The 24,357-nt window shown below is 52.9% G+C and carries 23 protein-coding genes; 7 read left to right on the top strand and 16 right to left on the bottom strand.

All coding sequences use genetic code 11. From position 1 onward, the window contains the following. Position 1: 1 nt before the first annotated feature. From ACO0LK_RS16425 to ACO0LK_RS16455, 7 genes are all read right to left on the bottom strand, one after another. On the bottom strand, positions 2 to 1,516 hold the full coding sequence (locus ACO0LK_RS16425; protein ID WP_422976838.1) for a hypothetical protein: 1,515 nt from the start codon (positions 1,514 to 1,516) through the stop codon (positions 2 to 4). 121 nt (positions 1,517 to 1,637) lie between these two features. Beyond that, a complete protein-coding gene (locus ACO0LK_RS16430; RefSeq protein WP_422976840.1) occupies positions 1,638 to 2,879 on the bottom strand; it encodes an ATP-grasp domain-containing protein in 1,242 nt (413 codons plus the stop codon). Beyond that, positions 2,869 to 4,356: a pyridoxal phosphate-dependent decarboxylase family protein gene (locus ACO0LK_RS16435; RefSeq protein ID WP_422976842.1), complete on the bottom strand. Its 1,488-nt coding sequence runs from the start codon at positions 4,354 to 4,356 to the stop codon at positions 2,869 to 2,871. Before ACO0LK_RS16435 ends, ACO0LK_RS16430 begins: the two co-directional genes overlap by 11 nt. Positions 4,357 to 4,531: 175 nt before the next feature. After that, positions 4,532 to 5,518 (bottom strand): hypothetical protein, encoded by a 987-nt coding sequence (locus tag ACO0LK_RS16440; RefSeq protein WP_422976843.1) that lies wholly within the window; start codon positions 5,516 to 5,518, stop codon positions 4,532 to 4,534. A 12-nt stretch (positions 5,519 to 5,530) separates the two neighbouring features. Next, positions 5,531 to 5,827, bottom strand: coding sequence for a flagellar protein FlaG (locus tag ACO0LK_RS16445; RefSeq protein ID WP_422976845.1), 297 nt, complete (start codon positions 5,825 to 5,827; stop codon positions 5,531 to 5,533). Positions 5,828 to 6,152: 325 nt separating this feature from the next. Then, positions 6,153 to 6,683, bottom strand: a complete 531-nt coding sequence (locus ACO0LK_RS16450; protein ID WP_422976847.1) for an isochorismatase family protein — start codon at positions 6,681 to 6,683, stop codon at positions 6,153 to 6,155. A 119-nt stretch (positions 6,684 to 6,802) separates the two neighbouring features. Continuing rightward, positions 6,803 to 7,678 carry a LysR family transcriptional regulator gene (locus ACO0LK_RS16455; protein WP_422976849.1) on the bottom strand — a complete coding sequence of 292 codons (876 nt, stop codon included), beginning with the start codon at positions 7,676 to 7,678 and terminating at the stop codon, positions 6,803 to 6,805. 124 nt (positions 7,679 to 7,802) lie between these two features. Between ACO0LK_RS16455 and ACO0LK_RS16460 the strand changes: the two genes are divergently transcribed. From ACO0LK_RS16460 to ACO0LK_RS16475, 4 genes are all read left to right on the top strand, one after another. Continuing rightward, positions 7,803 to 8,774 carry a quinone oxidoreductase family protein gene (locus ACO0LK_RS16460; protein ID WP_422976851.1) on the top strand — a complete coding sequence of 324 codons (972 nt, stop codon included), beginning with the start codon at positions 7,803 to 7,805 and terminating at the stop codon, positions 8,772 to 8,774. 15 nt (positions 8,775 to 8,789) lie between these two features. Beyond that, a complete protein-coding gene (locus ACO0LK_RS16465) occupies positions 8,790 to 9,353 on the top strand; it encodes a lipocalin-like domain-containing protein (RefSeq protein WP_422976853.1) in 564 nt (187 codons plus the stop codon). A gap of 192 nt (positions 9,354 to 9,545) precedes the next feature. Continuing rightward, positions 9,546 to 10,649 (top strand): YjgN family protein, encoded by a 1,104-nt coding sequence (locus tag ACO0LK_RS16470; protein WP_422976855.1) that lies wholly within the window; start codon positions 9,546 to 9,548, stop codon positions 10,647 to 10,649. Further along, positions 10,646 to 11,683: a M48 family metallopeptidase gene (locus ACO0LK_RS16475; protein WP_422976857.1), complete on the top strand. Its 1,038-nt coding sequence runs from the start codon at positions 10,646 to 10,648 to the stop codon at positions 11,681 to 11,683. The genes ACO0LK_RS16470 and ACO0LK_RS16475 overlap by 4 nt, the downstream gene beginning before the upstream one ends. Before the next feature lie 27 nt (positions 11,684 to 11,710). On the opposite strand, the gene ACO0LK_RS16480 is transcribed toward ACO0LK_RS16475, so the two are convergent. Then, a complete protein-coding gene (locus tag ACO0LK_RS16480; protein ID WP_422976859.1) occupies positions 11,711 to 13,270 on the bottom strand; it encodes a C13 family peptidase in 1,560 nt (519 codons plus the stop codon). A 50-nt stretch (positions 13,271 to 13,320) separates the two neighbouring features. After that, positions 13,321 to 14,349 carry a UDP-N-acetylmuramate dehydrogenase gene (gene murB / locus ACO0LK_RS16485; protein WP_422976861.1) on the bottom strand — a complete coding sequence of 343 codons (1,029 nt, stop codon included), beginning with the start codon at positions 14,347 to 14,349 and terminating at the stop codon, positions 13,321 to 13,323. 191 nt (positions 14,350 to 14,540) lie between these two features. Between murB and ACO0LK_RS16490 the strand changes: the two genes are divergently transcribed. Then, complete coding sequence (locus ACO0LK_RS16490; protein WP_186949744.1) at positions 14,541 to 15,026, top strand: YajQ family cyclic di-GMP-binding protein; 486 nt, start codon at positions 14,541 to 14,543, stop codon at positions 15,024 to 15,026. 6 nt (positions 15,027 to 15,032) lie between these two features. After that, entirely contained in the window at positions 15,033 to 15,707 is a 675-nt protein-coding gene (locus ACO0LK_RS16495) for a retropepsin-like aspartic protease family protein (RefSeq protein WP_422976863.1), read from the top strand. An 87-nt stretch (positions 15,708 to 15,794) separates the two neighbouring features. Here ACO0LK_RS16495 and ACO0LK_RS16500 read toward each other — a convergent pair whose 3' ends face one another. From ACO0LK_RS16500 to ACO0LK_RS16515, 4 genes are all read right to left on the bottom strand, one after another. Then, positions 15,795 to 18,392, bottom strand: coding sequence for a tetratricopeptide repeat protein (locus tag ACO0LK_RS16500; RefSeq protein ID WP_422976865.1), 2,598 nt, complete (start codon positions 18,390 to 18,392; stop codon positions 15,795 to 15,797). A 400-nt stretch (positions 18,393 to 18,792) separates the two neighbouring features. Next, on the bottom strand, positions 18,793 to 18,999 hold the full coding sequence (locus tag ACO0LK_RS16505) for a hypothetical protein (protein ID WP_422976867.1): 207 nt from the start codon (positions 18,997 to 18,999) through the stop codon (positions 18,793 to 18,795). 3 nt (positions 19,000 to 19,002) lie between these two features. Beyond that, complete coding sequence (locus ACO0LK_RS16510; RefSeq protein WP_422976869.1) at positions 19,003 to 19,785, bottom strand: type II CAAX prenyl endopeptidase Rce1 family protein; 783 nt, start codon at positions 19,783 to 19,785, stop codon at positions 19,003 to 19,005. A gap of 124 nt (positions 19,786 to 19,909) precedes the next feature. Continuing rightward, on the bottom strand, positions 19,910 to 20,833 hold the full coding sequence (locus tag ACO0LK_RS16515; protein ID WP_422976871.1) for a LysR family transcriptional regulator: 924 nt from the start codon (positions 20,831 to 20,833) through the stop codon (positions 19,910 to 19,912). Positions 20,834 to 20,955: 122 nt separating this feature from the next. On the opposite strand from ACO0LK_RS16515, the gene ACO0LK_RS16520 reads away from it, so the two are divergent. Next, positions 20,956 to 21,603, top strand: a complete 648-nt coding sequence (locus tag ACO0LK_RS16520; RefSeq protein ID WP_422976873.1) for an NADPH-dependent F420 reductase — start codon at positions 20,956 to 20,958, stop codon at positions 21,601 to 21,603. 262 nt (positions 21,604 to 21,865) lie between these two features. Here the strand turns inward: ACO0LK_RS16520 and aroG are convergent, their stop codons facing one another. The 3 genes from aroG to ACO0LK_RS16535 all read right to left on the bottom strand — a co-directional run. Then, positions 21,866 to 22,927 carry a 3-deoxy-7-phosphoheptulonate synthase AroG gene (aroG, locus tag ACO0LK_RS16525; protein ID WP_186949738.1) on the bottom strand — a complete coding sequence of 354 codons (1,062 nt, stop codon included), beginning with the start codon at positions 22,925 to 22,927 and terminating at the stop codon, positions 21,866 to 21,868. 517 nt (positions 22,928 to 23,444) lie between these two features. Continuing rightward, complete coding sequence (locus tag ACO0LK_RS16530) at positions 23,445 to 23,894, bottom strand: tetratricopeptide repeat protein (RefSeq protein ID WP_422976875.1); 450 nt, start codon at positions 23,892 to 23,894, stop codon at positions 23,445 to 23,447. A 3-nt stretch (positions 23,895 to 23,897) separates the two neighbouring features. After that, positions 23,898 to 24,357, bottom strand: a 460-nt coding sequence (locus ACO0LK_RS16535) for a cellulose synthase subunit BcsC-related outer membrane protein (RefSeq protein ID WP_422976877.1), incomplete at its 5' end; no start/stop codon positions are given.

The following is a 24,357-nucleotide window of genomic DNA, read 5'->3' on the forward strand; positions in this document are numbered from 1 at the left end:
GTTATTTTTCTGTTGCGAGAGGATGCTCCAGCACCATCTGTCGCTGCACCTCATCCAGCACCTCCAGCGCCGCTACAATGATGGTGCTGGCCTGATTTTTCTGGACTGCCGCAACAATCTGTCTCGCCCCTAAACACAGACGCAAGGCGCTGATGGGTTTGCCATTGCGCATGCCACAGGTGACAGGCTGGCCGAGTTGCATGCCTTTTTCTTTTTGCAGGTGGCGATAAATGGCGACCGTGTCTTCGTGGCTGTACGGCTGGGCTTTGTCAGATGTGGATATAGCAGGCCACATCAATACAAACGAAAAAATAGTGGTGTAACAATCCCAGCCCTGCGCCGTCATGATGGCGCTGCGGTCTGGTGCTGCCACGGGCAACATGGCCAGTGATGGATGGCCGGCAAAATAGTCGTGGACAGCATGTTGAAATTGTTGGATGAAGGCCAGAATGGCCGCGTCCGGCAAAGCGCGAAAAGCACGCAGTTCTTCCAGCGCGGCGACCCAGCGCAATAGCAGGCCATAATTAGGGCCTGCCGGCAAACCCTGGGCTCCGATCCAGTCAGACGGCCAGTCAGCACGGCTGCTGTAGGCATGCAGCGACGCCGGCAATCTGATCGTCTTCAAATCCGGTCGCATGGCCCCCGGCAAAAACAGCGCCCCAGAAAAACTGGGGCCGCATAAAAATTTAGACCCTGTCATCGCCACCATATAGCCCTGATCCAGATAGGCTTGCAGGCTAGCATTCGACAGGCGGAACTGGCAGGCATCTACCATGATCTGCAATTGCGGGTAACGTGCCCGCAGTTGCACTACGGTGTTTAATGACGGTGCCATCATGCCGGTTTTGCTGACATCCATCAAAATCAGCATGACTGCCTGGCCACGCTGTATGGCTTGTTGGGTCAGTGTTTCGACTTCGCTATCGACATCGTGGCTGTCACGCACGGTGCCGTCGGGCTGGCGCAAGCTGATGCTGACGATATCAACTTCTTTCGCCTGCGCGATGTGGCTGCCAGCGCTGACCTGTTCACCCAGAGCGGTACGTTCGCTGAAATGCCTGGCCGTCAGTGCCGATGGCACGGCGCTGCCGGTTTCATTGGCATCCGCCATGATGACGAGGGTGCGTGTGCTGGAAAAATTGGCGCATAGCTGGGCGGCGATCAGGTGCAGGTCCGTGCCGGATGCGGCAAAGATGATGTCCACGTCTTTGCGCTGCTCCAGCCCACATAACTGCTTCAATTCTTGCCGGACTTCATTCAATTCGTTTGCGTAGCAAGCATACGCATCCTGCTCGCTTTGATACAGTCTGGCGTAGGTACGTGCGGCGGCGGTATAAGCCTGTGCGGATATGCTGGAAGCAGTGGCCGAGCTAAATGCATACATCGCATCGTGCGCGTTCAAAGGCACGGCAGCACAGCCGTATTTATTGGTGCCATCGGCTTGCAGAATGAGCCTGGCATCACCACCATCAATCAGCAACTGATCGAGCGTGGGTAAATCTTGTAGTGTACTCATGGGCATGAGTGATCTGGCTCCTTGCAACACACTGTGACACACTATGGCTATTACACACTATGACAAGCTACAGCGTGGCCCATCCCTGCCTGATGGATGGGCTCACATTCCATATCAGAACTTACGCAGCAGGTGCTGTTGCCATGGCCTTGAGTAGCATGTCGCGGAATGCGGCAAACAGTTTTTTCATCGGTTCCTGTTTGTAGGGGAACATGTCTACCGGGTCCATGGCATGCACGATCATGTCACTATCCACTTCAAATATCAGCAATTTGCCATCGCGGGTTTCACCGCAGTCTATGCCGACATAATCCAACCCCAGGCGTTGGGTGATTTCTGCAAATGCGGTCAGGTGGCGCGGTACAAAATCGGTGTCAAAATTTTCCATAAAGCGTTTTTCTTCATCGCGCTTTTCCTGGCTTTCGGTCATGCCTGCGTTCAGGTAATGAATCATCCAGTGTTTGGAAATACCCATGTGGGAAATAAAGGGTTTGCCATCGATGAGGATAATGCGGTATTTACGGAATTGACCATCTGCGCTGCGGTAATCGACAAAGCGGGCAACATAAAATTCATCGCTGGGTACGGCTTGCAGATAATCGGGAATATCTTCGGGCGATGCGACTTTTCTTAAGCCATGCCCGGCATGAGAACCCAAAGGCCGCACGATGATGGGGAAATCATCACCAGGCAATAAGCTGCTGATTTCTATGTCGCCACTGCCCAGTTTTTCCAGCGTAGGCCGGTCTATGCGGATGGAGGTGGGCATTTCTATGCCTTCGCCAGCCTGCAACAATGCACAGGCACCGTCACGTCCCAGATGCGTAATGCGTTCTGGTGCGTTGATGACAGGCCGTGGCCAGCTGTCTGCCAGCGCCTGTAAATCCAGCAAAAGTTCATGCTTGTCGTCCGCTTCACCAACGGCCACAAACAGGACATCGTGTTCGGGTAGTTGTTCTATGGCGGGTATGCCGGCACCGACGTATAACAGGTCCAGCGCGATGTCTGAATCTTCCACCAGAAATTCCAGCGGGGTATTGGCCATCAGATCGCCATCGGTCATCAGGGCCAGCAATCTGATTTTTGTTTCATGCGCCGACGGGATGGAATACAGGGGTTGCAGCTTCAAGGCTTCCATCTGCGTCGCCAGCGCAGTGTCGCGGTGGCCCAGCAATAACAGGGTGGTTGCCAGGTCCATCATGGCATTGGCATCATTGGGATATTTTTCGGCATGGGCAATCAGTTCCATGCCTTGCGGTTTCATGTCGACACCGGCAAATGCCTTGCGCATCAGCGGTGCCAGGCCGATCAGCTTGCTTTGCTGTGCTGGTGCGGCGGTATTGGTATCCTGATTATCGTTCATGTGACTTGTCATCCTGTTTGCTTGCTGCATGTTGGTCTGTGTTGCTGAACTGGTCGCCAAAACGCAGGGTGGCGGCGATCAGTGCATCGATATCTTCAGTGCGGGTACGGTGATTAACAATAGCAGCACGTATGGCCAGTTGCTTATTGATGGTATTGGTAGAAGGCGCAGAAATACCCGATTCATGCAAGGCCACCACGATGTCGGCATTGACCACATCCGGGTTCGCACAGCGATAGCGGAAGCAGACAATATTCAAGGCCACCGGGGCCAGCAGTTCCAGTTTTGGGTTGGCAAGTACGGCCTGTTTCAAGTATTGCGCCACCTCGCAGGTGTGGGCAATCATGCGCCCCAACTGGTCTGCGCCATACACCTGTATGGTGAACCAGGTTTTGAGGGCGCGAAAACCGCGAGACAGGTCGGGACCAAAATCGCAGGGCCAGGGTGAACCGGCGGCCAGGCCTTTGGTATCGCGTCGCAGGTAACTTGCAGGTGTGGCAAAGGTGTTGTAATGGGCGGTGCTGTCACGCACCAGGATAAACCCGGCGTCATACGGAACCTGTAACCATTTATGAAAATCAAAAGCGATGGAATCGGCCCGCTGTATGCCATTCAGACGCGGTGCCAATGCGGGTGACAGCATGGCCAGTGCACCAAAAGCACCGTCGATATGAAACCACAACTGCTCCTGCTGGGCGATATTTGCCAGTGCATCCAGATCATCAATCGCACCGACATCGACTGAACCTGCGGTGCCGACAATAAAGAAAGGGGTCAAGCCGCTGGCACGGTCCGCCGCTATGGCGGCTTGCAGCAAGGCAGTATCCATTTCAAACTGCGCATTCATGGGGATGACACGCAAGGCATCCATACCCAGACCGGCCATGTCCATTGCTTGCGCAATGCAGCCGTGGGCACCGGCAGAGGTGTAGGCCACCAGCCTTGACGTACAGGCAGCCAGACCTGTCTGACGCACCTGCGTGCCCAGGGCACGTGACCTTGCTACCAGCACGGCAATAAAATTGGCTATGGATGTGCCAGTGACAAACAGGCCGCTGGCTGTGTCAGGGAAATCAAACAGGGCACTGACCCAGCGGGTGACTTGTTTTTCGACTTCGATGGGCATGTGATCGCGACCACCCAGATTGGCATTCAGGCCCGCCGCGAGCATTTCTGCCAGCGTACCGACAGGGTTGCCACCACCCTGCACCCAGCCCATGAAACCCGGATGGCTGTTACCTACCGAATACGGCAGGACATGGTCCATGAACTGTTGATGCACTGCCGATAAATCACTGGGACCAGCAGGCATGGTTTGCCTGAACTGCGCCCGCACGGCGTCCGGTATCGGTTGCCAGACCGGCCGCTCGCGCAGGTGTTCGGCATAGTCAAGAATATCATCCAGCATGCGATGCCCCTGCGCCCGTAATGCCTTCCAGTCGCTGGGGTCCAGTGATTCATTGTCAGATGCTGCCATGCCTATTCCCAATTTCTCTTATCTACATACGGTAATTATCTATGAGAGTAGGACGATTAAAGCAGCGAATACAGGCGTTTTTGCAGCTTTATTGATGCAGAGAGACAATTTGTAAGAAATTTGGCTGACTTGCGATGGTCAAACGACAATATTTCAGGGCATCTTACCCTGTCAACTATGCGCCAGCAAACATCTCCGCAAAGACGCTGGCCCTGGCCTTTGCCTTGGGGCCGGACCAGTAATCACGCAATTCCATAATGGTCTGCTCGCCTTGCCTGATGCAGATCTCAAACGGACGTTGCTGTATGACTTCGTGCACATAGCTGGCAAAGCCATCGGCAAAGTCATCATAGACATTGGTGGCGGCATACAGAGTGGGGAAACTGGTCTTTTGCAGGTCTTGATAAATCTCGGGGATCAGTTCACCCGGCAATTGTTCGCCCGTGTAGAAGCGCAAGTGTTTGCGTTGCGGAAAATCGTTGCGCAACAGGGGGATGACATCACCACTCATGGCGATTTGCCATGCCAGCGACAGGTAGCTGTATTCTTCTGTTGATTTGAAGCGTTTGGAACCTATCCACCAGTCTGGCAGGTATTCGCTGTTGGCATTGAGGACATGGCCAAATTCATGCAGCAATATAAACTGGATGGCATTTTTGCGGTTGTCGTTGTCCGGCGTTTCGATGATGACATCAATGCGGTACTGGTCCTGCGGCAGGAAGGGGGTGTATTCTTTCCAGGTGGCCCAGTCATTGGCTGCACGGTGCAAAAATGCATCAGTATCCATCAGGCAAACCACGCCCAGTTGCTGGCCATCCGGCGCCATGACCACATCGGTCAGTGCAGATGAACCCAGGCCACGGGCAAAATACACGCCCAGCAAGGGGCGGGCCAACAGTTTCAACAGGGATGGTGGCATTTCTGCCATGGCATTTTGCACATCAGCCAAAAAATCGGCGGCAAGCACCACTGCTTCAGGTGATGCTGCCAGGGCGGGATCAGATTGCTGCACCCCTTGCTGACTGCCTTGCTGGTTGATTTGCTGGCTGGCATTGACAGAGGCCACATAGGCCAGCACCTCGGCAGGTGCCACACCCAGTCTTTCAAGAACAGGACGGCCCAGTTGGGCGCGCCAAAAATCCGGGTCAGACGTTAAAATCACGCATCAACCCTCTCAGGCCTGGGCGTCGAGCAACAATCCAGTTTTGCCCCCCAGATCCTTGGCGATGGACAATGCCTGGGCAGACGGTATCTGCTGGATCACGGTATTGGTTTCACGGTCAACAATCTGCACAACCACTTTGCCTGAGCCACTGTCCAGATTTAAATTCACGCTATTGCTGGAATCGATAAAGCGATTGATTTTATCCACAGACTGCTTCAACTCGGCACTGCTGATGGCGGTGGCTTGCGTTGCATCTTTCGCAGGCGCGACATCACCAGCAGCCAAATCCTTACCTGAAGGCGCCAATTTTGGTGCACTTTTAACATCTTGCCGAGGCTCAACAGCAGAGATGCTTGTGCCCCCGCCTGTTATCTGACTGATATTCATATCATTCCCCGACTGTAATGTAAAAAATCAAAACGGATTACTGCGTTAACATCATTAACGGTAGCTGTGCTTAAAAGTTTAATTTTTTATTCAAAAAACGGGCTGACGGGATATTTACGCTGACAGGCGGTGGGGGTTATAGCAAATAATTGCCAGAAAAGCATTAGCTGACCGATGCCGCAGACCGCTCCAGCCTTCTCATCAATTATTTCAAAATAACAACATTGACAGAAATTAAGCGGGCCTATGACCCAAACACCTCAGCCACCGTCCTTACCATCAGGCGGCTATTGGCCGGGGTGGACAAGTTTTCCCATACCCAGTTGTGGTGTTCGATGACTTTTTCGGCCTTCATGTGGGGGCGGTCGCCTGTGGTATGGGCGTCGGACAGGGCAATGACATCAAAACCATGTGATACGGCAGAGCGTATGGTGGTATCTATGCACAATTCAGTCGCCAGGCCGCAGACCATGAGGGTGTGGGCACCGGTGATTTTCAGGTGCGTCAGCAAGCCGGTGTCGGCAAAGGAATCGCAGGCAGTTTTATCGACGAACACATCACCTGGTGTAAACGGCAATTCGGGGATGACTTCCCAGCCGTCAGAACCGACCATTGCGTCATCATTGGCATGACGGATATAAATGATTTGCCCGCCATGCTGGCGCGTGACTTCGGTCGCATGCTGGATGCGGGCGACCACTCCCTCTTTATCATAGCGCGGCGTGGTGCCATTCACCCATGCGTTCTGCATATCGATAATGAGTAAGGTATTCATTGTGCTGTTGCTTGCCTGTCCAAAGCTACATGATACCGCGTTGTTCAGCACGTGGTGCAGTGCAAGGTCCACGTGCAACATTTGTTCATCATCAGGCAGTACTATTTTCAGGCTGATAGTCAGGTCAACAGGTCTTGCACTGCCTGGCTGGCAAACAGGCTGATTAACTGGTCCGCCACTGCTCTCACCCTTACAGAGCGGCGCACATCATCATGCATGACCAGCCACAGTTTGCGCTGCACGGGGCAAGGCGGGTCTTGTATGCGTTGCAGCTCATTACTACCCAGACCTTTGGCCAGGTAATGCGGCAATACCGACACCCCCATGCCTGCGGCCACCACCTGACGCAAGACCAGTTGATCATTGCTGCGTAACAGCACCCTGGACGGGTCGGCACCCAGCAAATTTTCCAGCCACTGGTGATGGGGCGTGCCAGAGTTTCTTTCATAGGCGGCAAATTGCCAGTCGCTACGATCCAGTCCTTTCAAATAGCTTTTTTTGGCATACAGTCCATACTGGATAGTCGCAACAGCCTTGATCACCAGCCCCGCTGTTTGTGGGCGCGACATGCGCAGGGCAATATCGGCTTCACGCCGGCCCAGACTGACTTCGTGTTTTTCGGCAAACAGTTCCAGTTCCAGACCGGGCAAGGCGGCATGCAGGTTTTTGAGGTTGGGTGCCAGTACAAATGATGTCAGGGTGGGTGCAGCTGAAATCCGTACCACGCCTTCCATCTGTCCTTCGCTCAGGGCTTTTCGTTCGAACGAAAACCAGCGATCTTCCACTTCCCGCGCATGCTGCACCAGGTTTTGTCCTTCCACCGTCAATTGCCAGCCGCGCACCAGCCTATCAAACAGGCGCAGGCCTAATGCTGCCTCCAGGGCATCAATGCGCCGTGCCACCGTGGTGTGTTCCACTTGCAGGCGACGCGCAGCCCCGGTCAGCGTACCGCTATCGACCAGCGCCAGAAAAAACCGTAGATCGTCCCAATTCATGATCGTCCCAATTCATCATGGTGCAATTATGCACAGTCCAGGCGAATTTTTCAGTAATTTTATTTAAAGTGCTCTTTGTCTAAGCTATGTGCAACAACGCCCCTACTACATAGAAAGAGTAACGATGAAAGCCATACAGATACTAAGCCAGGGCGGTCCGGAAGTTTTACAACTGACCGACCTGCCCATGCCAACCCAAAAAGCCGGAGAAGTGCTGGTACGCGTCGCCATCGCCGGCATCAACTATGCCGATGTGTATCAGCGCAACGGGCAAAACCCTGCTGTCTTGCCTGCCATCCCTGGCGCCGAAGGCGCTGGCGTCGTGGTGGAAGGCAATCCAGACCTGCCTGCCGGTACCAGAGTGACCTGGCTATCACAGCCCGGCTCCTATGCTGAATACCTGAGCATCCCGGCCTGGAAGCTGGTAAGGCTACCGGATGACATCAGTAACCAGCAGGCGGCCGCCGTCATCATGCAGGGCGTCACCGTGCAATACCTGGCCGAAACCAGCTACCAGATCAAGGCGGGCGACACTGCGCTGGTGCATGCCGGGGCTGGTGGCGTGGGCCTGCTGCTGATACAGCTTTTGAAGCACAAGGGTGCCACCGTGCTGACCACCGTATCCACCGCTGCCAAGGAAGAACTGGCGCGCCAGGCCGGTGCCGATCATGTTATCCGCTATACCGAAACAGATTTTGTCGCGGCAGTGAGAGACCTCACGCAGCAGCAAGGCGTGCATGTGGTGTATGACTCGGTCGGGCTGACGACCTACCAGGGCAGCATGGCGGTGTTGCGCCCGCTGGGTTCGCTGGTGCTGTTTGGCCAATCCAGCGGCAATGTGCCACCAATTGACCCGATGACGCTATGCCGCAGTGGGTCCCTGTTCTTCACCCGCCCCACCCTCGCCCACCATGTGACCGACGCCGCCAGCCTGGCCGCCCGCAGCCAGCGCATACTGGGCTGGCTGCGCGAAGGTATTTTGCGCCCGCGCATAGGTGGCACTTATCAGCTGGCGCAGGCGGCCCAGGCCCATGCCGACCTCGAATCACGCAAGACCACCGGCAAATTGCTGCTGAATATAGCGACAGCCGACTAACTATCTGGAATGACCATGAACACATTACTACGCCCACTTAGCAGCCTCAGAAACCTGATACTGATCTGCATCACCAGCATCACCTGTATCACATTTGTCAGCCTGCCCGCCAGCGCCATGATGCAGCAGGATATAGATTTGAATGAACAGGCCCAAAAACGCCTGACCGGCACCTGGATGCTGACGGGTGCCCCAGAAATCCATGCCGATGGCAGTCGTGGCGAAACCTTTGGAGCCAATCCCCAGGGTTTGCTGATCATTGACGACACTGGTCGCTATTCGCTACAAATCTACAAGGCAGAAAGAAGCAAATTTGCCAACCCCGACAAGCGCAAGGGAACGGAGACAGAATTCCGTGCTGCATCGCTAGACACCAGCGCGCACTACGGCCGCTGCTTTATTGATGTGGAACGCAACGTCCTGATCTTCCGCATCGAACATGCGTCCTTCCCTAACTGGGATGGCAGCGAACAGGCCAGGCAGTTTGAACTGAAGGGCGACACCTTGAGTTACCGTGTACCGGCCGGTGCCAGTGGTAATGGCACAACGGCGATATCCATCTGGAAAAAGATACGCTAGCGGGACTGGCACAAAACCACCCTAGCCAGGTTGCAGCGTATCGCCATAGAGACACATCATCCATCCACCTGTCGGGGTTTGTGGCAAAGTCGGCTGCCTTGGATGGATAGACAATTAATGTACTTGACTTAATACCAACCCCATGCGATTGTCCATGCTCTAAAAAAATAAGTGCATGGGGAAAACACAAGCATGGATACCTTTCAAAATAATGACTTTTCAGCAAGTCATCAGCATCAGTCCAGCGGGACACTGCAACTTGAATTCAAGGGCAGTGGCAGCGAATACTTCCGTATCTGGATCGTCAACTTATTGCTGACCATCATCACACTGGGCATTTATTCTGCCTGGGCCAAAGTACGCCGCAACCGCTATCTGTATTCCAGCACCCAGTTAGGCGGCAGCAGTTTTGAATACCATGGCAATGCCATCGCCATCCTCAAGGGTCGTATCGTCGCCTTTGTTTTTATCGTTGGCTATCAGGTCGCCTTCAAATTTTCAATTGGCCTCGGCTTTGCCATGCTGGCAATGGTGATTGCCATCATGCCGTGGCTGGTCTGGAAAAGCCTGCAGTTCAAGCTGTATAACTCCAGCTACCGCGGCATACGCTTTGGTTTCCGTGGTACTGCCGGCCAGGCGTATTCCACCTTCTTGCTGTGGCCTTTCCTGACAGGTTTAAGCCTGTACTTGCTGGCACCGGTCTTTCACCAGCGTCTGAAGCAGTTCCAGCATAATGAAAGCCGTTTCGGTAGCACGCATTTTTCTTTTGATGCAGGCGTAGGCCAGTTCTATAAAGCGTATCTGCTGGGCATCGGTATCATGATCGTTGGCGTGGTCGTTATTTGTGTTGGTTTTGGCAGCACCGTCGCGGCCCTGGCTGCATTTGCAAGTAGCGGTGATGGCCATGGCAGACCAGGGGCCGTATTCGGCGCGGTATCATCCATGTTCCTGTTTGTGTTTGTACTGTATCTGTGGATGTTTGCCATTTACCCTATCTTTTTGACCTTGCTGCAAAACCTGATCTGGAACCATACCAAACTGGGTGAGCATCAATTCAAAAACAATATGGTGTGGAGCCGCATGAGCTTTATCGCCGTTACCAATATACTGGGCATCGTCTGTACACTGGGCCTGTTTATTCCGTTTGCCCAGATTCGTGCCTTGCGCTACCGTATTGAAAGCCTGGAGCTGGAAGTCAACGGTAGCCTGGACAACTTCATCGCTGAAACACAGGAACAAGTCAACGCAGCCGGCGAAGGCATGGCCGATTTACTGGATTTTGATTTATCTCTATGAACACAGTTGCCGCCATCTATTTTGATGGCAAAACCTCGCGCCTGTACCGGGTGGAATTTTCAGTAATAGGCGACACCGCTTATGTGCGCGAGATCACGAATGACCTGCACGAAGGCATGACCCGCAGTTGCCCGTTGACGGAACTGCGGGTCTCAGAACGTACCCGTCACGCGCCACGTAAAGTCACCTTCAGCGATGGTGCCTATCTGGAAATCACTGACCACGCCACCTTCAATGCCATGCTCGGCAACACCGGCTACCAGGATTCCACCGTGGTGCAACTCCAGCAAAGCTGGACCGGTACATTGCTGGCGCTGGCAGGCACGGTTATCGTACTGACGCTGGGTTATATGTATGGCTTGCCTGCCGCATCGCGTGTGGTGGCATTTGCCACACCGGTATCTGTAGAACGCAAGCTCGGTGATGGCATGCTGGATTTTCTGGACAAGCATATCTTCAAACCCTCGGTTCTGCCCGCCGCCAGGCAGGAAGAACTGAGCGCACGCTTCCAGCGACTGCGCCCACCACGTGGTGACAGCCCCACGTATCACTTGGTATTTCGCAAAAGCACCATAGGCCCGAATGCCTTTGCCCTGCCATCAGGCGACATCATCATCACCGATGAAATCATTGCGCTGATGAAAGACGATGAAGCCATCATGGGTGTGCTGGCACATGAACTGGGCCATCTGCATGAACGTCACCTGACGCGCCGCATCATACAAAGCTCGGCAGTGGGTGCTACGGCAACCCTGCTGTTTGGTGATGTGTCAGCGGTAGTGGCGAATATACCGACGCTGATGCTGGACCTGAAATATTCACGCGACGCTGAAACCGAAGCCGATGACTATGCCATGAAAATGCTGGACGCCAACGGCATTGCCCGTGAACACCTGGCCGTCGCCTTTGAAAAACTGGATGCCCTGGCACCCGGCATATCACCCTACCTGTCCAGCCACCCCGCCGGCAGCGACCGCGTCATGCGCATACGTGGCTATGACAGAGGCAGGGGCAGCGACAAAACCGAGCCTTAAAGACAGAGTCTAAAGATAGAATTTTTATTACGATGGCCCGGTCTTCAGCGCGGCAACATCGCCGGCCTTTGCCGGCTTTTGTGCCTGCAAACGCTGCTCCAGCAATTTCAGACGTGCACGTATCTGTTCACCAACGGCAATTTGCGGGTTGGAATACCCATCTGATTTGCCAGCCACTTCTTCACGTTGTTTAATGATGGGGCGCGCTGCTGCGTGGGCGGCTTCAAATGACAGGGTTTGCTTGCGCAACTGTTCGTCATACATGGCGCGCCCAAAAAAGGTCAGGTCGGATTTACTGCCGCAGCCATATGAAGTATGGTCAGCATCCGATGCCGTCATCACCAGGGTATTTGCATCCGACAAAGGTGCCACCCAGTTACCCGCATAACAGGCAGAAATCGAAATGACGCGGTATTTGACACCGGCATCATCGAGCCATTGTTTCAAATCTGCCGGGGTCACGGGTTTGATGGTCAATGGCCACATGCCGGCTGACAGTTCGCCATCACTGGCACCATGCGAAGACAGGTGCATGAACAGAATATCCTCATTCACATCCATGCGCGTGGCGATATGCGCAATGGCTCTTTGCAGATTCAGCGGTGTGGCCCAGGGCAGCGATGTCATCGTGCCTGGGTTATTCGCAAGTTGCAGGCTACGCCCCTGTGCATCAAAACGCTGCGCCATCACCTGTGACACCATGCTGGTTTCATTCAGGAAGACATTTTCTTCACCGTAAGGGGCAAAGGTAAGGCTGTATAAATCGACGGTGCCGGGTCGTTGCGGCTGTATTTCAGCCAGTTTGCGGGCCAGCAAGGCAGCCTGTTGTTCAAATACTTCCTGCGTGATTTCCGGCGATTTGTCGGCTGCATCCTCGTTGGATTTGGCTGGCTGACGTGGGTACCAGAAATTCATGGAACGGGTACCTGCATCCAGCCCAAGTGCCGTCAGCATAACGACAACCACCACAAGCATGCCCGGTTTGCGACGATCGCCTGCGCGCCACAAGAACAACAGTTGTATAAACAAAGCCAGAGCTGACGGTGCCAGATATACCAGCCACCGCATGCGCAGGCTGAAGCCAGACAGGTCATACCAGCCTGCACGCACCAACAGCGCAGAGACAGACATCAGCACCACATTCAACACCAGATCCTGGGCCAGTGCCAGCGTGAATAAATGACTGGCATCCGGTGCAATGGAAGTGGATATCTGGCGCGAATGCGCTTGCTGCCCATCCAGACGGACTGGCCGCAAGCGATAACAGACCCATGCAAGCGCAGCAAAATAAAACCAGCCAGACGCAAATACCTGCCAGTAAAACTGTGCTGGGCCGATAATCATCACGCGCTGCAAGGCAATATGTGTCAGCAGGTACAAAAACATCAAACCGGCGATCAGGCCAGGCGAAGCAGGCATACCATCCCAGCGCGGCGCACGGCATACGCTGACGCGCAAGGCTTCTGTCAGCAGACGCTGCATGGAAGACGCATTCGCGCCCTCGCCTCCTGCATTCAGGCCGGGTTGATCGTCTTGATTGCCCAATTGATCATCATTACTGGCACTCACGGGTAAAAATTCTGACATTCACTATCCTGTTGGATAAAGCCGATTGAAGAATGAAGTACTTAAATGCGCTAGGCAAATACCGGCTCGACTTCCAGCACCACACCAAACTTTGCCAATACATCGGCCTGCACCGCGCTGGCCAGCGCACGCACATCTGCACCGGTGGCACCACCACGGTTGACCAATACCAGCGCCTGTTTTTCATATACACCAGCACGGCCCAGTTGTTTGCCCTTCCAGCCACACTGATCGATCAGCCAGCCGGCAGCTAGCTTGTAGTCGCCCGTGCTTTGCAAATGACTGACCAATTTGGGATACACCTCCAGCAGGCTGTCGCGTTTTGCACCAGTTACCACCGGGTTTTTGAAAAAACTACCGGCATTGCCTAACTGTGCCGGGTCTGGCAATTTGGCCTGACGTATGGCGATAATGGCATTGCTGACATCGGCAGGTGAAGGATCAGTGGTGCCGCGCTGGCTTAAATACTGTTCCACGTCTGCATATGCCAGCCTGGGCTGCCAGGGCTTGGGCAAGGCAAAACGCACCGCCAGGATGACCATGCGGTTTTGGTAATCGTGCTTGAAAATACTGTCGCGATACGCAAAACGACAGGCTGCCTTGTCCAGTTGCACCGTCTCGCCAGTTACAAAATCAAAAGCTGTCAGGCTATCGAAGACATCCTGCATTTCCAGCCCATAGGCGCCGATATTCTGTATCGGTGCCGCGCCAACGGTGCCGGGGATGAGCGACAGGTTTTCCAGCCCGGCCAGCCCCTGTTGCAAGGTCCACAAGACAAATTCATGCCAGTTTTCACCGGCAGCGGCCTCCACCAACACACGCTGGTCATTGTCATCAACAATCCGCCGCCCTTTCAGGCACATTTGCAAGACCAGGGCATCCACCTGGTCGGACAGCACCAGATTGCTGCCCCCGCCCAGTATCAGGCGCGGCATGGCACTTAACATAGGGTCATCCAACACGGCACGCAATTGCGCCGGGCTTTCCACCTGCAAAAACTGGCGGGCACGGGCGGCGATACCAAAAGTATTCAGGTTTTGCAGAGGATAATCTGTCTGGAGTGTAGATAAATTCGTCATATGGCCGAAATTATAGCCTTAGCGCTGTTTAGCATGCTGGCATTTGCTAAAATGATGCAAGCTACAGGACTGACTCGACATTGCCCCAAAGCGTGGTAGCGCCTGACAGTACATTCGTACTTTCTTCGTCACCAGGTTTTGTTGGACAATCCGGGATAAGTCATCAACTCACAATTTAGCAAGGAAGCAAAATGCCCTCATTTGATACCGTATCCGAAGCCAACATGGTGGATGTCAAGAATGCCATTGACCAGACCAACAAAGTCGTCACCAACCGCTTTGACCTCAAAGGCAGCAGCGCCAAGGTAGAGCAAAAAGACCGTGAACTGACCATTTATGGCGATTCCGAATTCCATCTCGACCAGGTTCGTACCGAATTGACCATGACCCTGGCCAAACGCAATGTCGACGTGCGCTTCCTGGATCTGGGCAAGATCGAAAAAATTGGCGGCGACAAAGTCAAGCAAGGCATCAAGGTCAAAAACGGCATAGAAACCGAAGATGCCAAGAAAATTGTCAAAGCCATCAAGGACAGTAAGCTCAAAGTGCAGGCCAGCATACAGGGTGATTCCGTACGTGTCACGGGTGCCAAGCGCGATGATCTGCAAGGTGCCATGGCCATGCTGCGCAAAGAAATCAAGGATCTGCCGCTGGAATTCAACAACTTCAGGGATTAAGCCACCATGCGCCTGACACATGTACCAAGTTTTCCGGGTCGCAAGGGCCTGCTGACCATCGCCACAATGTTCGCCATGCTGACTACGGCAAGCAGCAGCCTGGCGACCGATATCGGCGTGGTTGGCCTGTTTCCCGGAAAAGCCATTCTGGTCGTGGATGGCGCAGCCCCCAAAACCTACTCCGTTGGTGCCACCATCAATGGCGACAGCAAACTGGTCGAAGCGGACCGCGAATCAGCCACCGTCATCGTCAATGGCAAACGCCAGGTACTGATCATCGGACAGGCAGTCCACCATTCTGCTGCCAGTTCCGGTAATTCCGTCATCCTGAAAGCTGGTGACCGTGGCCATTTCATGGCGCCTGCCGTCATCAACGGCGTCAGCGTCAGCATGCTGGTCGACACCGGTGCCAGCCTGATCGCCCTGCCCGCCAGCGAAGCCATCAAAATGGGTCTGAAGTATAAAGAAGGCCGCCCCGGCCGCGCCAACACCGCCGGCGGCCTGGTGGACACCTACCTGGTCAAGATCGACACCATCAAGATCGGCGACGTTGAATTACACCAGGTCGATGCCTCCGTCATCGAAAAAGGCCTGACCATCCCCCTGCTGGGCATGTCCTTCCTCAACCGCATGGAAATGCGCCGCGAAGGGGATCAGATGACGTTGACTAAGCGGTTTTGAGCAATCTCAGGTCAACACTAAAAGGCTTACGATCACGTAATGTCACGTAATGTCACGTAATGCGGTGACTAGGTGAATGCGTGTTATCTACCATTCACCTGTCGCTAACTTGTCAGCACACTCCTGCCAACTGGCTATTCCTGCCATGCCATAAAGCATAGACGCATCACGGTATAATTTTCGCGCCGGGATCTCGCTACCTACGCTCCTCTCAATCTCAGCTAGTCCAAAGAGTGCGTTGGCTTCGCCCAAAAGATTACCAATTTGCCTTTGCAAGCTGCGCGCATCGCTGAAATGCTTGCGTGCTTCATCTGGCCGGTTAAGCACTCGCTCAACCTCACCAAGTCCATCAAGTGCATTGGCCTCCCCCATTACATTACAGATTTGTTTATGCAAGCCGCGCGCATCGCTGAAATACCTACGTGCATCTTCTGGACGATTGAGCGCTTGTTCAACCCTACCAAGCCCTTGTAGCGCGTTGGCTTCTCCCAAGACATTACCGATCTGTTTATGCAAGTTGTGCGCATCGCCTAAATGCTTGCGTGCTTCTTCTAAACGATTGAGCAAGCGCTCGACTTCACCAAGTCCTTGCAACGCATTGGCCTCTCCTATGACATTGCCGATTTGTCTATGTAAGCTGCGTGCATCACTGAAATGCTTGCGTGCTTCCTCTAAACGATTGAGCGCACGTTCGACTTCACCAAGTCCATTAAGCGCATTGGCCTCTCCCAAGACATTGCCGATTTGTCTATGCAAGCTGCACGCATCGCTGAAATGCTTACGCGCTTCTTCCTGCCGATTGAGCGCACGTTCGACTTCACCAAGTCCATCAAGTGCATTGGCCTCCCCCATGACATTACCTACTTGTCTGTGCAAACTGCGCGCATCGCTCAGATATTTGCGAGCTTCTTCTGGCCGATTAAGCGAACACTCGACCCGACCAAGCCCCTCGAGTGTATTAGCCTCTCCTGCAGCATTACCGATTTGTTTATGCAAGCTACGCGCGTCGCTGAAATGTTTGCGTGCTTCTTCTGGACGATTGAGTATACGTTCGACATGACCAAGCCCATGCAAAGCATTTGCCTCCCCCATGACATTACCGATTTGTTTATACATGCTGTACGCAACACTGAAATACTTGCGTGCTTCCTCCGACCGATTGAGCGCTCGCTCAACGTCACCCAATCCCAGCAGCGAATTGGCCTCTCCCGCGACACTACCGATTTTTTTGTACAAGATGCATGCATCGCTGAAATGCTTGTGTGCTTCTTCTGGACGATTAATCGCTTGCTCGACGTGACCAAGCCCTTGCAACGCGTTGGCTTCCCCCATAACGTTCCCGATTTGCTTATGCAAGCTGCGCGCATCACTGAAATGTTTGCGCGCATCTTCGGTTTTATTGAGCGCACGCTCTACCTCACCAAGTCCGTCCAGTGCATTGGCCTCCCCCTGAACATTCCCGATTTGCTCATGTAAGCTGCGAGCATTACTGAAATACTTACGTGCTTCCTCTAGTCGATTCAGCGTGCGTTCGACTTCACCAAGTCCATCAAGTGCATTGGCCTCTCCCAAGACATTATCGACTTGCCTATGCAAGCTGCGTGCATCACTGTAATGTCTGCGAGCTTCTTCTGGACGATCAAGAGCACGTTTTACTTCACCAAGGCCGTTAAGTGCATTAGCTTCCCCTAAAACGTTGCCGATTTGTTTATGTAAGCTGCGTGCATCATTGAATTTCATATTTGCGTCTTCGTAACGACTTAATTTACAAGCTGCTATACCAGCATCTTGTAAATCATTGGCACGCTCAAAAATGCTTTCGAATTCTTCCTCCGTTTTATTCTGAGTTAGAACAAGATGTGAAGCAACATTTTTTGTATGATTCAATAACACATACTCATTCAGTATTTTTTTTGCCGCAAGATATACTTGTGTATCTACTTCAAGCGGTTTGGCAATAGACATATGGTCGACGTCCAACCCGACCGGATGGTCACCCACGCCAGCCCGTGCAGAAGTGGGATTAACGATGGGCAGAATACCTCCCATAGGTCTAGTTTCATAGTAGGTAGCAGTTTTGATGTTTAACTGGGGCGCATGCTCAATATACCAATCAAATAAATCACTCAAATGTTCGCAATGCTCGCGTAGGTCTTCAACGCTGGCAGAGTTACCCAAGACTATTCGCCAATGATCAATTCTGGATGCCAGCTCCGCACCTGCATGAGGCGTTGCCAGAAACAGCACAGCGCGGACTTGCTCGATCAACATTTTGTGTTCTTTGTTATTCACTGCGTCATGGGCCTTACGCAGTATTTGCTTTACCAGCAATCCGCCCAGACTGTGGCCGATAAAAAATATTGGCTTCTGACCTATATTTTTCTGGACCAATAAGTCAAGCACCTGGCCACCACGGGCGGGCAGCTTCATACTGTAGCCAGCATCACGATACTTTTCTGAAAACCACCCGAAAATGCGTGCCCACTTTATCGGGCTAGCTGCATATCCCAGCGACCAGACACCTACTTGTGAAAACTCTTTTCCTAGCCAGTGAGGCCACGAGGTTTCATCTGTTTCTCCATGGCGCCATGTGCAAAAAGCATCACCACCTAGACCATGCACAAAAATTACATCTGCAAGCCTGTCAGCATTTCCTGTACCAGATATGGGATGAAGTTTAGTCATTTGCAATATTCCCTGATGTCAATGATGCCGTTTTACACAATAGTTTATAGGTGCTGATTGCCACGAAGAATGCATATTGGAAGCTAGTTGCAGTTTGCGATGCAAAAGAAAATTAGCCGATGATTATTCACTATTAAACTTCTTGTTAAATATCTCACATTTAACAAAATTGCACTAGCCTATTTTCATGTGATTGTTCTGAGCCGCACACATCATTCTCAGCTTGAACAACTGGCTAACGGTACAAAGGGGGAAATTGATGAGGCTGTTGCGTAGCCAAAAAGAAGCAGCCACCATGCCATAAAATAAGGTAATTGCCATGGCAACGGGCAGCCCTGAGATTTTGGTCAGTACTGATGTCCGCGCAAGGTGCGCTGTGTGTGGCCTACAGGCAGCCCGGTCAAAGGACCGCTGCCGACCAGGCTTGAGGTCGTGCTGATGCTGTTGAAACGACGGTATCAAATCCATAGGTGATTTGCCAGGTAGCCCAGCTCATGTCATTGCCGGTACATTCTGCATCCTTGAATGCCAGTGTACGTGTGGTGGTGATGAGGTTGGCACCAACGGCAAGCTGGCTTGCAATACCGGTCGGGCGTGAATTGAACAAGAATCACCGGGCAGCCATTGATATTGCCACCAGCACGCAATTATATGAAGCATGCAAAATCATGCCGCTTAGAATGCCATTGCGCAAGCGCAGGTAACCAACAGCCAATCCCGCAAAAAATTGTGGGGCAACGATCACAACCATCAGCAAACCTGGTGTTCCAGATACGGTGTAATTCGACATATGCACAAACCCAAAGCACAGGCTATAGAACCAGAATATCCAGGGAAAACGAAGCAAGTAGCTACGGGCACGCGCAAATTTAAGTGCAGTTTTCGCTTCAGCGTCTGCACGTTTTCTTACAAAAAAATCGATGATGGCAATCGCGCATATGACTATCGCCAGAACCAGGGCTGATTTGGGCGCCAATAATGCCAGCGCAAGCAACGGTGGGCAAACGAACAAGCTGTATTTTGCCTTGCGCAATCCGGCACGAAAAATCAATTCTTCTATAACGGGGGCAAATAAAATCACTATAAGCAACTCACGGGTTGGCAGATATTTCACTTTCATATCCATCTTTGATTCCGCACCGGCCCATTCCATGAGAAATTCGGTACTCAACACAGAGATAAAAATACCGAAAAGAAGTGTCAGCGCCAACAAAAATAGCAAACGTGCGCCAATTGCTGTCAGGCTTTCCGTATTGGGCTTACGTCTTTGTGGATGAACGAGAAACCGTTTGAAATCGCCGCCTTCGCGCTTTACATACTCAAAAAATTTCATCGGGTTAAATCGGTTGTAGGTTAAAAATTGTGACTGCAATGCGTCCAGGACACTTAGCATGAGTGCGATTACCTTACCTGATATGCCATAGTTTCAATGCAAGAATCATCAAGGCGATGAACAGATCAACCGGCATGACGCATCAGTTTGCAACACGTGACGGTGATTAGCTAGCAAAGTTGCGCTATTTAGCGGAAAAAAGTTGCGGCACCTTCTGCTCCCTAAATGCATCGACAACAAAATCGACAAAGGCACGCGTCTTCGCCGGCAACAGTTTCTGACTGGTGAAATACAAGGAAATCGCCCCGACATCGCCATACCAATTTGGCAGTAATCGTACCAGCGCGCCAGTTTCCAGATGGGGAGCAGCGTTCGGAACTGGTATCAGGCCAACGCCAAGACCCAGCAGCACGGCACGACTGAGGGCATCGGGATCGTTGACCAGCATGATTGGCTGCTGTTTTGCAGCAATTTCGACGCCGGCGCTATTACGCATGATCTGTGTCCGCATACGACCAGTCAATGGAGAACGTATCACCACATTGGGCAACCCGGCAAGTTCAGATGGATCTTTCGGACGACGCTTGCCCTGTAATAGCGCCGGAGATACCACCGCAATCAAATGTATTTGCGCCAGTTCGCGCGCCACCATACCCGGCTGCAGCTCAAAACCAGCACCTATCGCCGCATCAAAGCCGCCTGCGATCAGGTCCATTGGGCGGCTATCGAAAACCCAATCAGGGGTCACGCCCGGATATCGCTTGAGAAACGCGGGCATAAGAGGTAACAGATAATCCATGCCAAATCCCGGTGCAGCACTCAGCTTCAATACGCCGGCCGGTTGCCCGGCATTGACCTTGATGTCAGCAATTGCTCCCTGGATGCTGTCGAGACCAGTCTGCACTGATAGCTGAAAACGTTCACCCGCCTCGGTGAGCGTCAGGCCACGCGTATTGCGCAGGAAGAGCCGCACGCCAAGATTGCGTTCCAGAAGCGCAACGTTCCGGCTCACCGCTGCTGGCGTCAGACCCAGCCAACGCGCTGCAGCAGAGAAGCTACCGCACTCTGCACTGCGGACAAAGGACTCCAGATTGGCGAGCGTTTCCACGATTTTACTTTCAAGTGATGATTGAAACTGATTATAGCCGATTGCTACTAACGCTATAAACCATCGGGGATTAAAATTCAACTCGTCACACAATTTATTCACTTAACTCTAAAGGAAATATCATGACTATCGGCATCATTGGCTCGGGCGCCCTCGGCTCCAACTTCGCTCGCATTCTCGCAAAACAAGGGATCCCGGCCACCATATCGAATAGCCGTGGACCGGCCTCGCTGACTGATCTGGTCAAAGAACTAGGGCCGTCCATCAAGGCGGGCACAGTAGAAGAGGCAGCAAGCGCAGACATGGTGCTGGTTGCGGTTCGCTGGGTCGATGCAGAGAAAGTGCTGGGCAGCCTGCCAGCATGGAATGGTCGCATCGTGATCGATGGCACGAACCCGGTGGAATTCTTCGATCCTGCCACATCGCCAGATGCGAATGATCCAAGCAATCCGCTCGCAGCTTATGGAATCAAGGCGGTCAATCTTGGTGGCAAGCATTCGAGTCAAATCATCCAGCAATTGGTTCCTGGTGCACGCATCGTCAAGGCATTCAACCACAATGACGTCAATGTGCTGAAGGAGCCTCAGGTAGCGGGTGGTAAGCGCGTATTGTTCTATTCGGGTGACGACGCTGGCGCAAAGGCAGCGGTGTGCGGGGTGATGGAAGCCGCCGGTTTCTTCCCCGTTGATCTTGGCGCGCTTGATGTCGGTGGGCCGCTCGCTTCATTGCCCTTCGGCCCGTTGTCGACACGCAACTTCATCAGTATCTAATCTAGATCGTACGCTCACGCGGCAGACGCGGTCAGTCACTGCCGGTGAGCGTAGCGGTGCTTATGAGGTAAGCGCTTGGTCACAGCAATCTCAGAACCTGTTTACGATCTTAAGCGCTTGCGAAACCGGAGTCCATGCGGGGCTCATGTTCTACTCAAAATGCTGATGTACCAGATCCAGCCACAACAACACAAATACATCTCAGATATTACTTGTGCTGTCATGACCGGAGCAAACTACCACATAACGAAATTAAATAATTTCAATACGCCTGCTTCAAACGCCTTTGCTTGACCGCTTCGGCCAGACCTTCCAGTACCTGGATGCTGGAATCCCAGTCTATGCAGCCGTCGGTGACGGATTGGCCGTAGACCAGTTCTTTGCCTTGCACCAGGTCCTGGCGACCGGCGACGAGGTGGGATTCGATCATGACGCCGACAATGCGGGTATCGCCTTCGGCGATTTGTTTGGCGATGTCGGCGCAGACAGGTATCTGGTTGGCCGGGTTCTTGGAACTATTGGCATGCGATGCATCGATCATCAGGCGGGATGCCAGGCCGCTGTTGGCGATGTCTTTGCAGGCAGCGTCGACACTGGCTGCATCGTAGTTAGGCGTTTTACCACCGCGCAGGATGATGTGGCAGTCTTCATTTCCATTGGTGGATACGATGGCTGAATGACCGCCCTTGGTGACGGATAAAAAATGATGCGGCTGTGACGAAGCCTTGATGGCGTCAACGGCGATTTTAACATTACCATCGGTACCGTTTTTAAAGCCGACCGGGCACGACAAACCAGATGCCAGTTCCCTGTGTACCTGTGATTCAGTCGTGCGGGCACCGATTGCGCCCCAGCTGATCAGGTCGGCGATGTATTGCGGACTGATGACGTCGAGGTATTCAGTACCGGCCGGCAGGCCCAGTTCATTGATGTTGAGCAGCAGTTCACGGGCGATACGCAGGCCGTCGTTGATGCGAAAGCTGTTGTCGAGGTAGGGATCATTGATCAGACCTTTCCAGCCGACGGTGGTGCGTGGTTTTTCAAAATACACGCGCATGATGATTTCCAGTTCACCGGCAAAACGGCCACGTTCTGCGGCCAGTCTATGGGCATATTCCATCGCTGCCTTGGTGTCGTGGATGGAACAAGGGCCGATGACGACCATCAGTCTGTCATCCTGTCCGTGCAAGATGCGATGCAAGGCAGTGCGGGCATTGGCTGCGGTTTCCGAAGCTTTTTCGGAACAGGCAAATTCACGGATCAAATGCGATGGTGGAACCAGTTCCTTCATCTCGCGTATACGTAAATCGTCGGTGCGCTGCATGTTAACTCCTGTCAGATACTAAAAATTAAAATAGAAAATTAAAATAAGAAAATTTGAAAACTGTTAAAGATCTGAAATCTCACCACAGAGGCACGGAGACACAGAGGTAGCACAGAGAAAAACTCAAGAGAGTTTCCATTTCATCACACTCATCGGCCCTTCTCTTGCCCTTCTCTTGCCTTTCTCTGTGTCTCCGTATCTCTGTGTTGAGAGGTCTTGCTTCATGTATTGCGTTTGTTCAATAAAAATTCAGGCAAAAAAAAACCGCCTGATCGGGCGGTTTTTTAGAATTCTGGTTTAGCGCTTTTTCTTCGAGTGCTTACCGTCTTCCCACCGCCGTTGGCCTGGAATAGCTAAAGTAAAAGAAGAAAAAGAAAACAACGTGTTTCATATCAATGATTGATTAAATAATTGTTTTTGCCTTGTTTTGCCCTTTGGTAAGGGCTATCCAAATCAATAGTGCATCAAAATCAGGCAATTTGCAAGGACGTTGCCGTTATTTACTTATGCATTTTTCTCATTTCTTCCACAACGGTGGCGGTTCGGGCGGGATATCGCCCCCTTGTACAGGGTAGGCACCGGGTACCGGGGCTTTTCTCTGGACGGCGGCAATCTGCGGGCTATTGCGGTTCATCCAGTTACGTAATTCATTCAGATTGGCGGCGATATCGGCACGGTTGGGGCTGAGGCGATTGGCTCTTTCCAGCAAGTTCAGGGCTTTTTCGCTATCGCCCTGGGCTGCCAGTGCCACCGCCTGGTTGTTCAGGGCAGAAGCGTCAAAGGGATTAACCTTGGCGGCTTCGGCAAATTTCTTGCTGGCGTCACTGGTATTACCTTCTGCCAGGAACCTGCGACCTTCTGCGTTCGGGTCTTGCGCCAGTGCAGCGGCAGACCAGACCAGCAAACCGGCACCCAGCATGGATGCCAGTCTTGATGGCGAGGGAAATAAGGAGGTGGTGGCTTTCACGATTTAATTTCCGGAATAATAAGGTTTAGGAGTAACCGGCGGGAAGGCAACCGGGGACTTTCTGGTCTCGAAACTATAGCGCAGGTACACCGCCGCCGCTGCATCGTTGAAGTCTCCCGAGTTGTCTGCCGTTAACCGGCCACCCAGGAACAGGTGCGGGCTCAGCTGGTATTCTGCCGCGCCATTGATCTTGAAGGCGAAGGCTGACCGGGTTTGCCCAGGATAGGTCGTCGGGATGTTGATGGTGGGGTTGGCTGCCGCAAATTGTTCCAGCTCTGCCTGGTCTGACGGCGAGTTGGGGTAGTACGGGGCTTCCAGTTCTCTGAAGTGTTGCAGACCCAGTGTGGTGCCCAGCTGGTACGCCAGCTTGCCTTTGCGTCCTGCTATTTCAAACGGTACCCCTACCGAAACGTAGGATTTGGGGCTGAAGTAGCCGCCGTGTCCATAGGTGAAGTAGCGCAGG

The sequence above is a fragment of the Undibacterium sp. Ji49W genome (genome assembly GCF_049340205.1).
Taxonomy (GTDB): domain Bacteria; phylum Pseudomonadota; class Gammaproteobacteria; order Burkholderiales; family Burkholderiaceae_D; genus Undibacterium.

What these genes read in the sequence shown, in the direction of transcription:
- ACO0LK_RS16460 (WP_422976851.1), top strand. Translation starts at nt 7,803, where the DNA reads ATGAAAGCCATACAGATACTAAGCCAGGGCGGTCCGGAAGTTTTACAA.
- ACO0LK_RS16430 (WP_422976840.1), bottom strand. Translation starts at nt 2,879, where the DNA reads ATGAACGATAATCAGGATACCAATACCGCCGCACCAGCACAGCAAAGC.
- murB (WP_422976861.1), bottom strand. Translation starts at nt 14,349, where the DNA reads ATGACGAATTTATCTACACTCCAGACAGATTATCCTCTGCAAAACCTG.
- ACO0LK_RS16455 (WP_422976849.1), bottom strand. Translation starts at nt 7,678, where the DNA reads ATGAATTGGGACGATCTACGGTTTTTTCTGGCGCTGGTCGATAGCGGT.
- ACO0LK_RS16450 (WP_422976847.1), bottom strand. Translation starts at nt 6,683, where the DNA reads ATGAATACCTTACTCATTATCGATATGCAGAACGCATGGGTGAATGGC.
- ACO0LK_RS16520 (WP_422976873.1), top strand. Translation starts at nt 20,956, where the DNA reads ATGACTATCGGCATCATTGGCTCGGGCGCCCTCGGCTCCAACTTCGCT.
- ACO0LK_RS16490 (WP_186949744.1), top strand. Translation starts at nt 14,541, where the DNA reads ATGCCCTCATTTGATACCGTATCCGAAGCCAACATGGTGGATGTCAAG.
- ACO0LK_RS16470 (WP_422976855.1), top strand. Translation starts at nt 9,546, where the DNA reads ATGGATACCTTTCAAAATAATGACTTTTCAGCAAGTCATCAGCATCAG.
- aroG (WP_186949738.1), bottom strand. Translation starts at nt 22,927, where the DNA reads ATGCAGCGCACCGACGATTTACGTATACGCGAGATGAAGGAACTGGTT.
- ACO0LK_RS16465 (WP_422976853.1), top strand. Translation starts at nt 8,790, where the DNA reads ATGAACACATTACTACGCCCACTTAGCAGCCTCAGAAACCTGATACTG.
- ACO0LK_RS16475 (WP_422976857.1), top strand. Translation starts at nt 10,646, where the DNA reads ATGAACACAGTTGCCGCCATCTATTTTGATGGCAAAACCTCGCGCCTG.
- ACO0LK_RS16500 (WP_422976865.1), bottom strand. Translation starts at nt 18,392, where the DNA reads ATGACTAAACTTCATCCCATATCTGGTACAGGAAATGCTGACAGGCTT.
- ACO0LK_RS16435 (WP_422976842.1), bottom strand. Translation starts at nt 4,356, where the DNA reads ATGGCAGCATCTGACAATGAATCACTGGACCCCAGCGACTGGAAGGCA.
- ACO0LK_RS16495 (WP_422976863.1), top strand. Translation starts at nt 15,033, where the DNA reads ATGCGCCTGACACATGTACCAAGTTTTCCGGGTCGCAAGGGCCTGCTG.
- ACO0LK_RS16425 (WP_422976838.1), bottom strand. Translation starts at nt 1,516, where the DNA reads ATGAGTACACTACAAGATTTACCCACGCTCGATCAGTTGCTGATTGAT.
- ACO0LK_RS16510 (WP_422976869.1), bottom strand. Translation starts at nt 19,785, where the DNA reads ATGCTAAGTGTCCTGGACGCATTGCAGTCACAATTTTTAACCTACAAC.
- ACO0LK_RS16480 (WP_422976859.1), bottom strand. Translation starts at nt 13,270, where the DNA reads ATGTCAGAATTTTTACCCGTGAGTGCCAGTAATGATGATCAATTGGGC.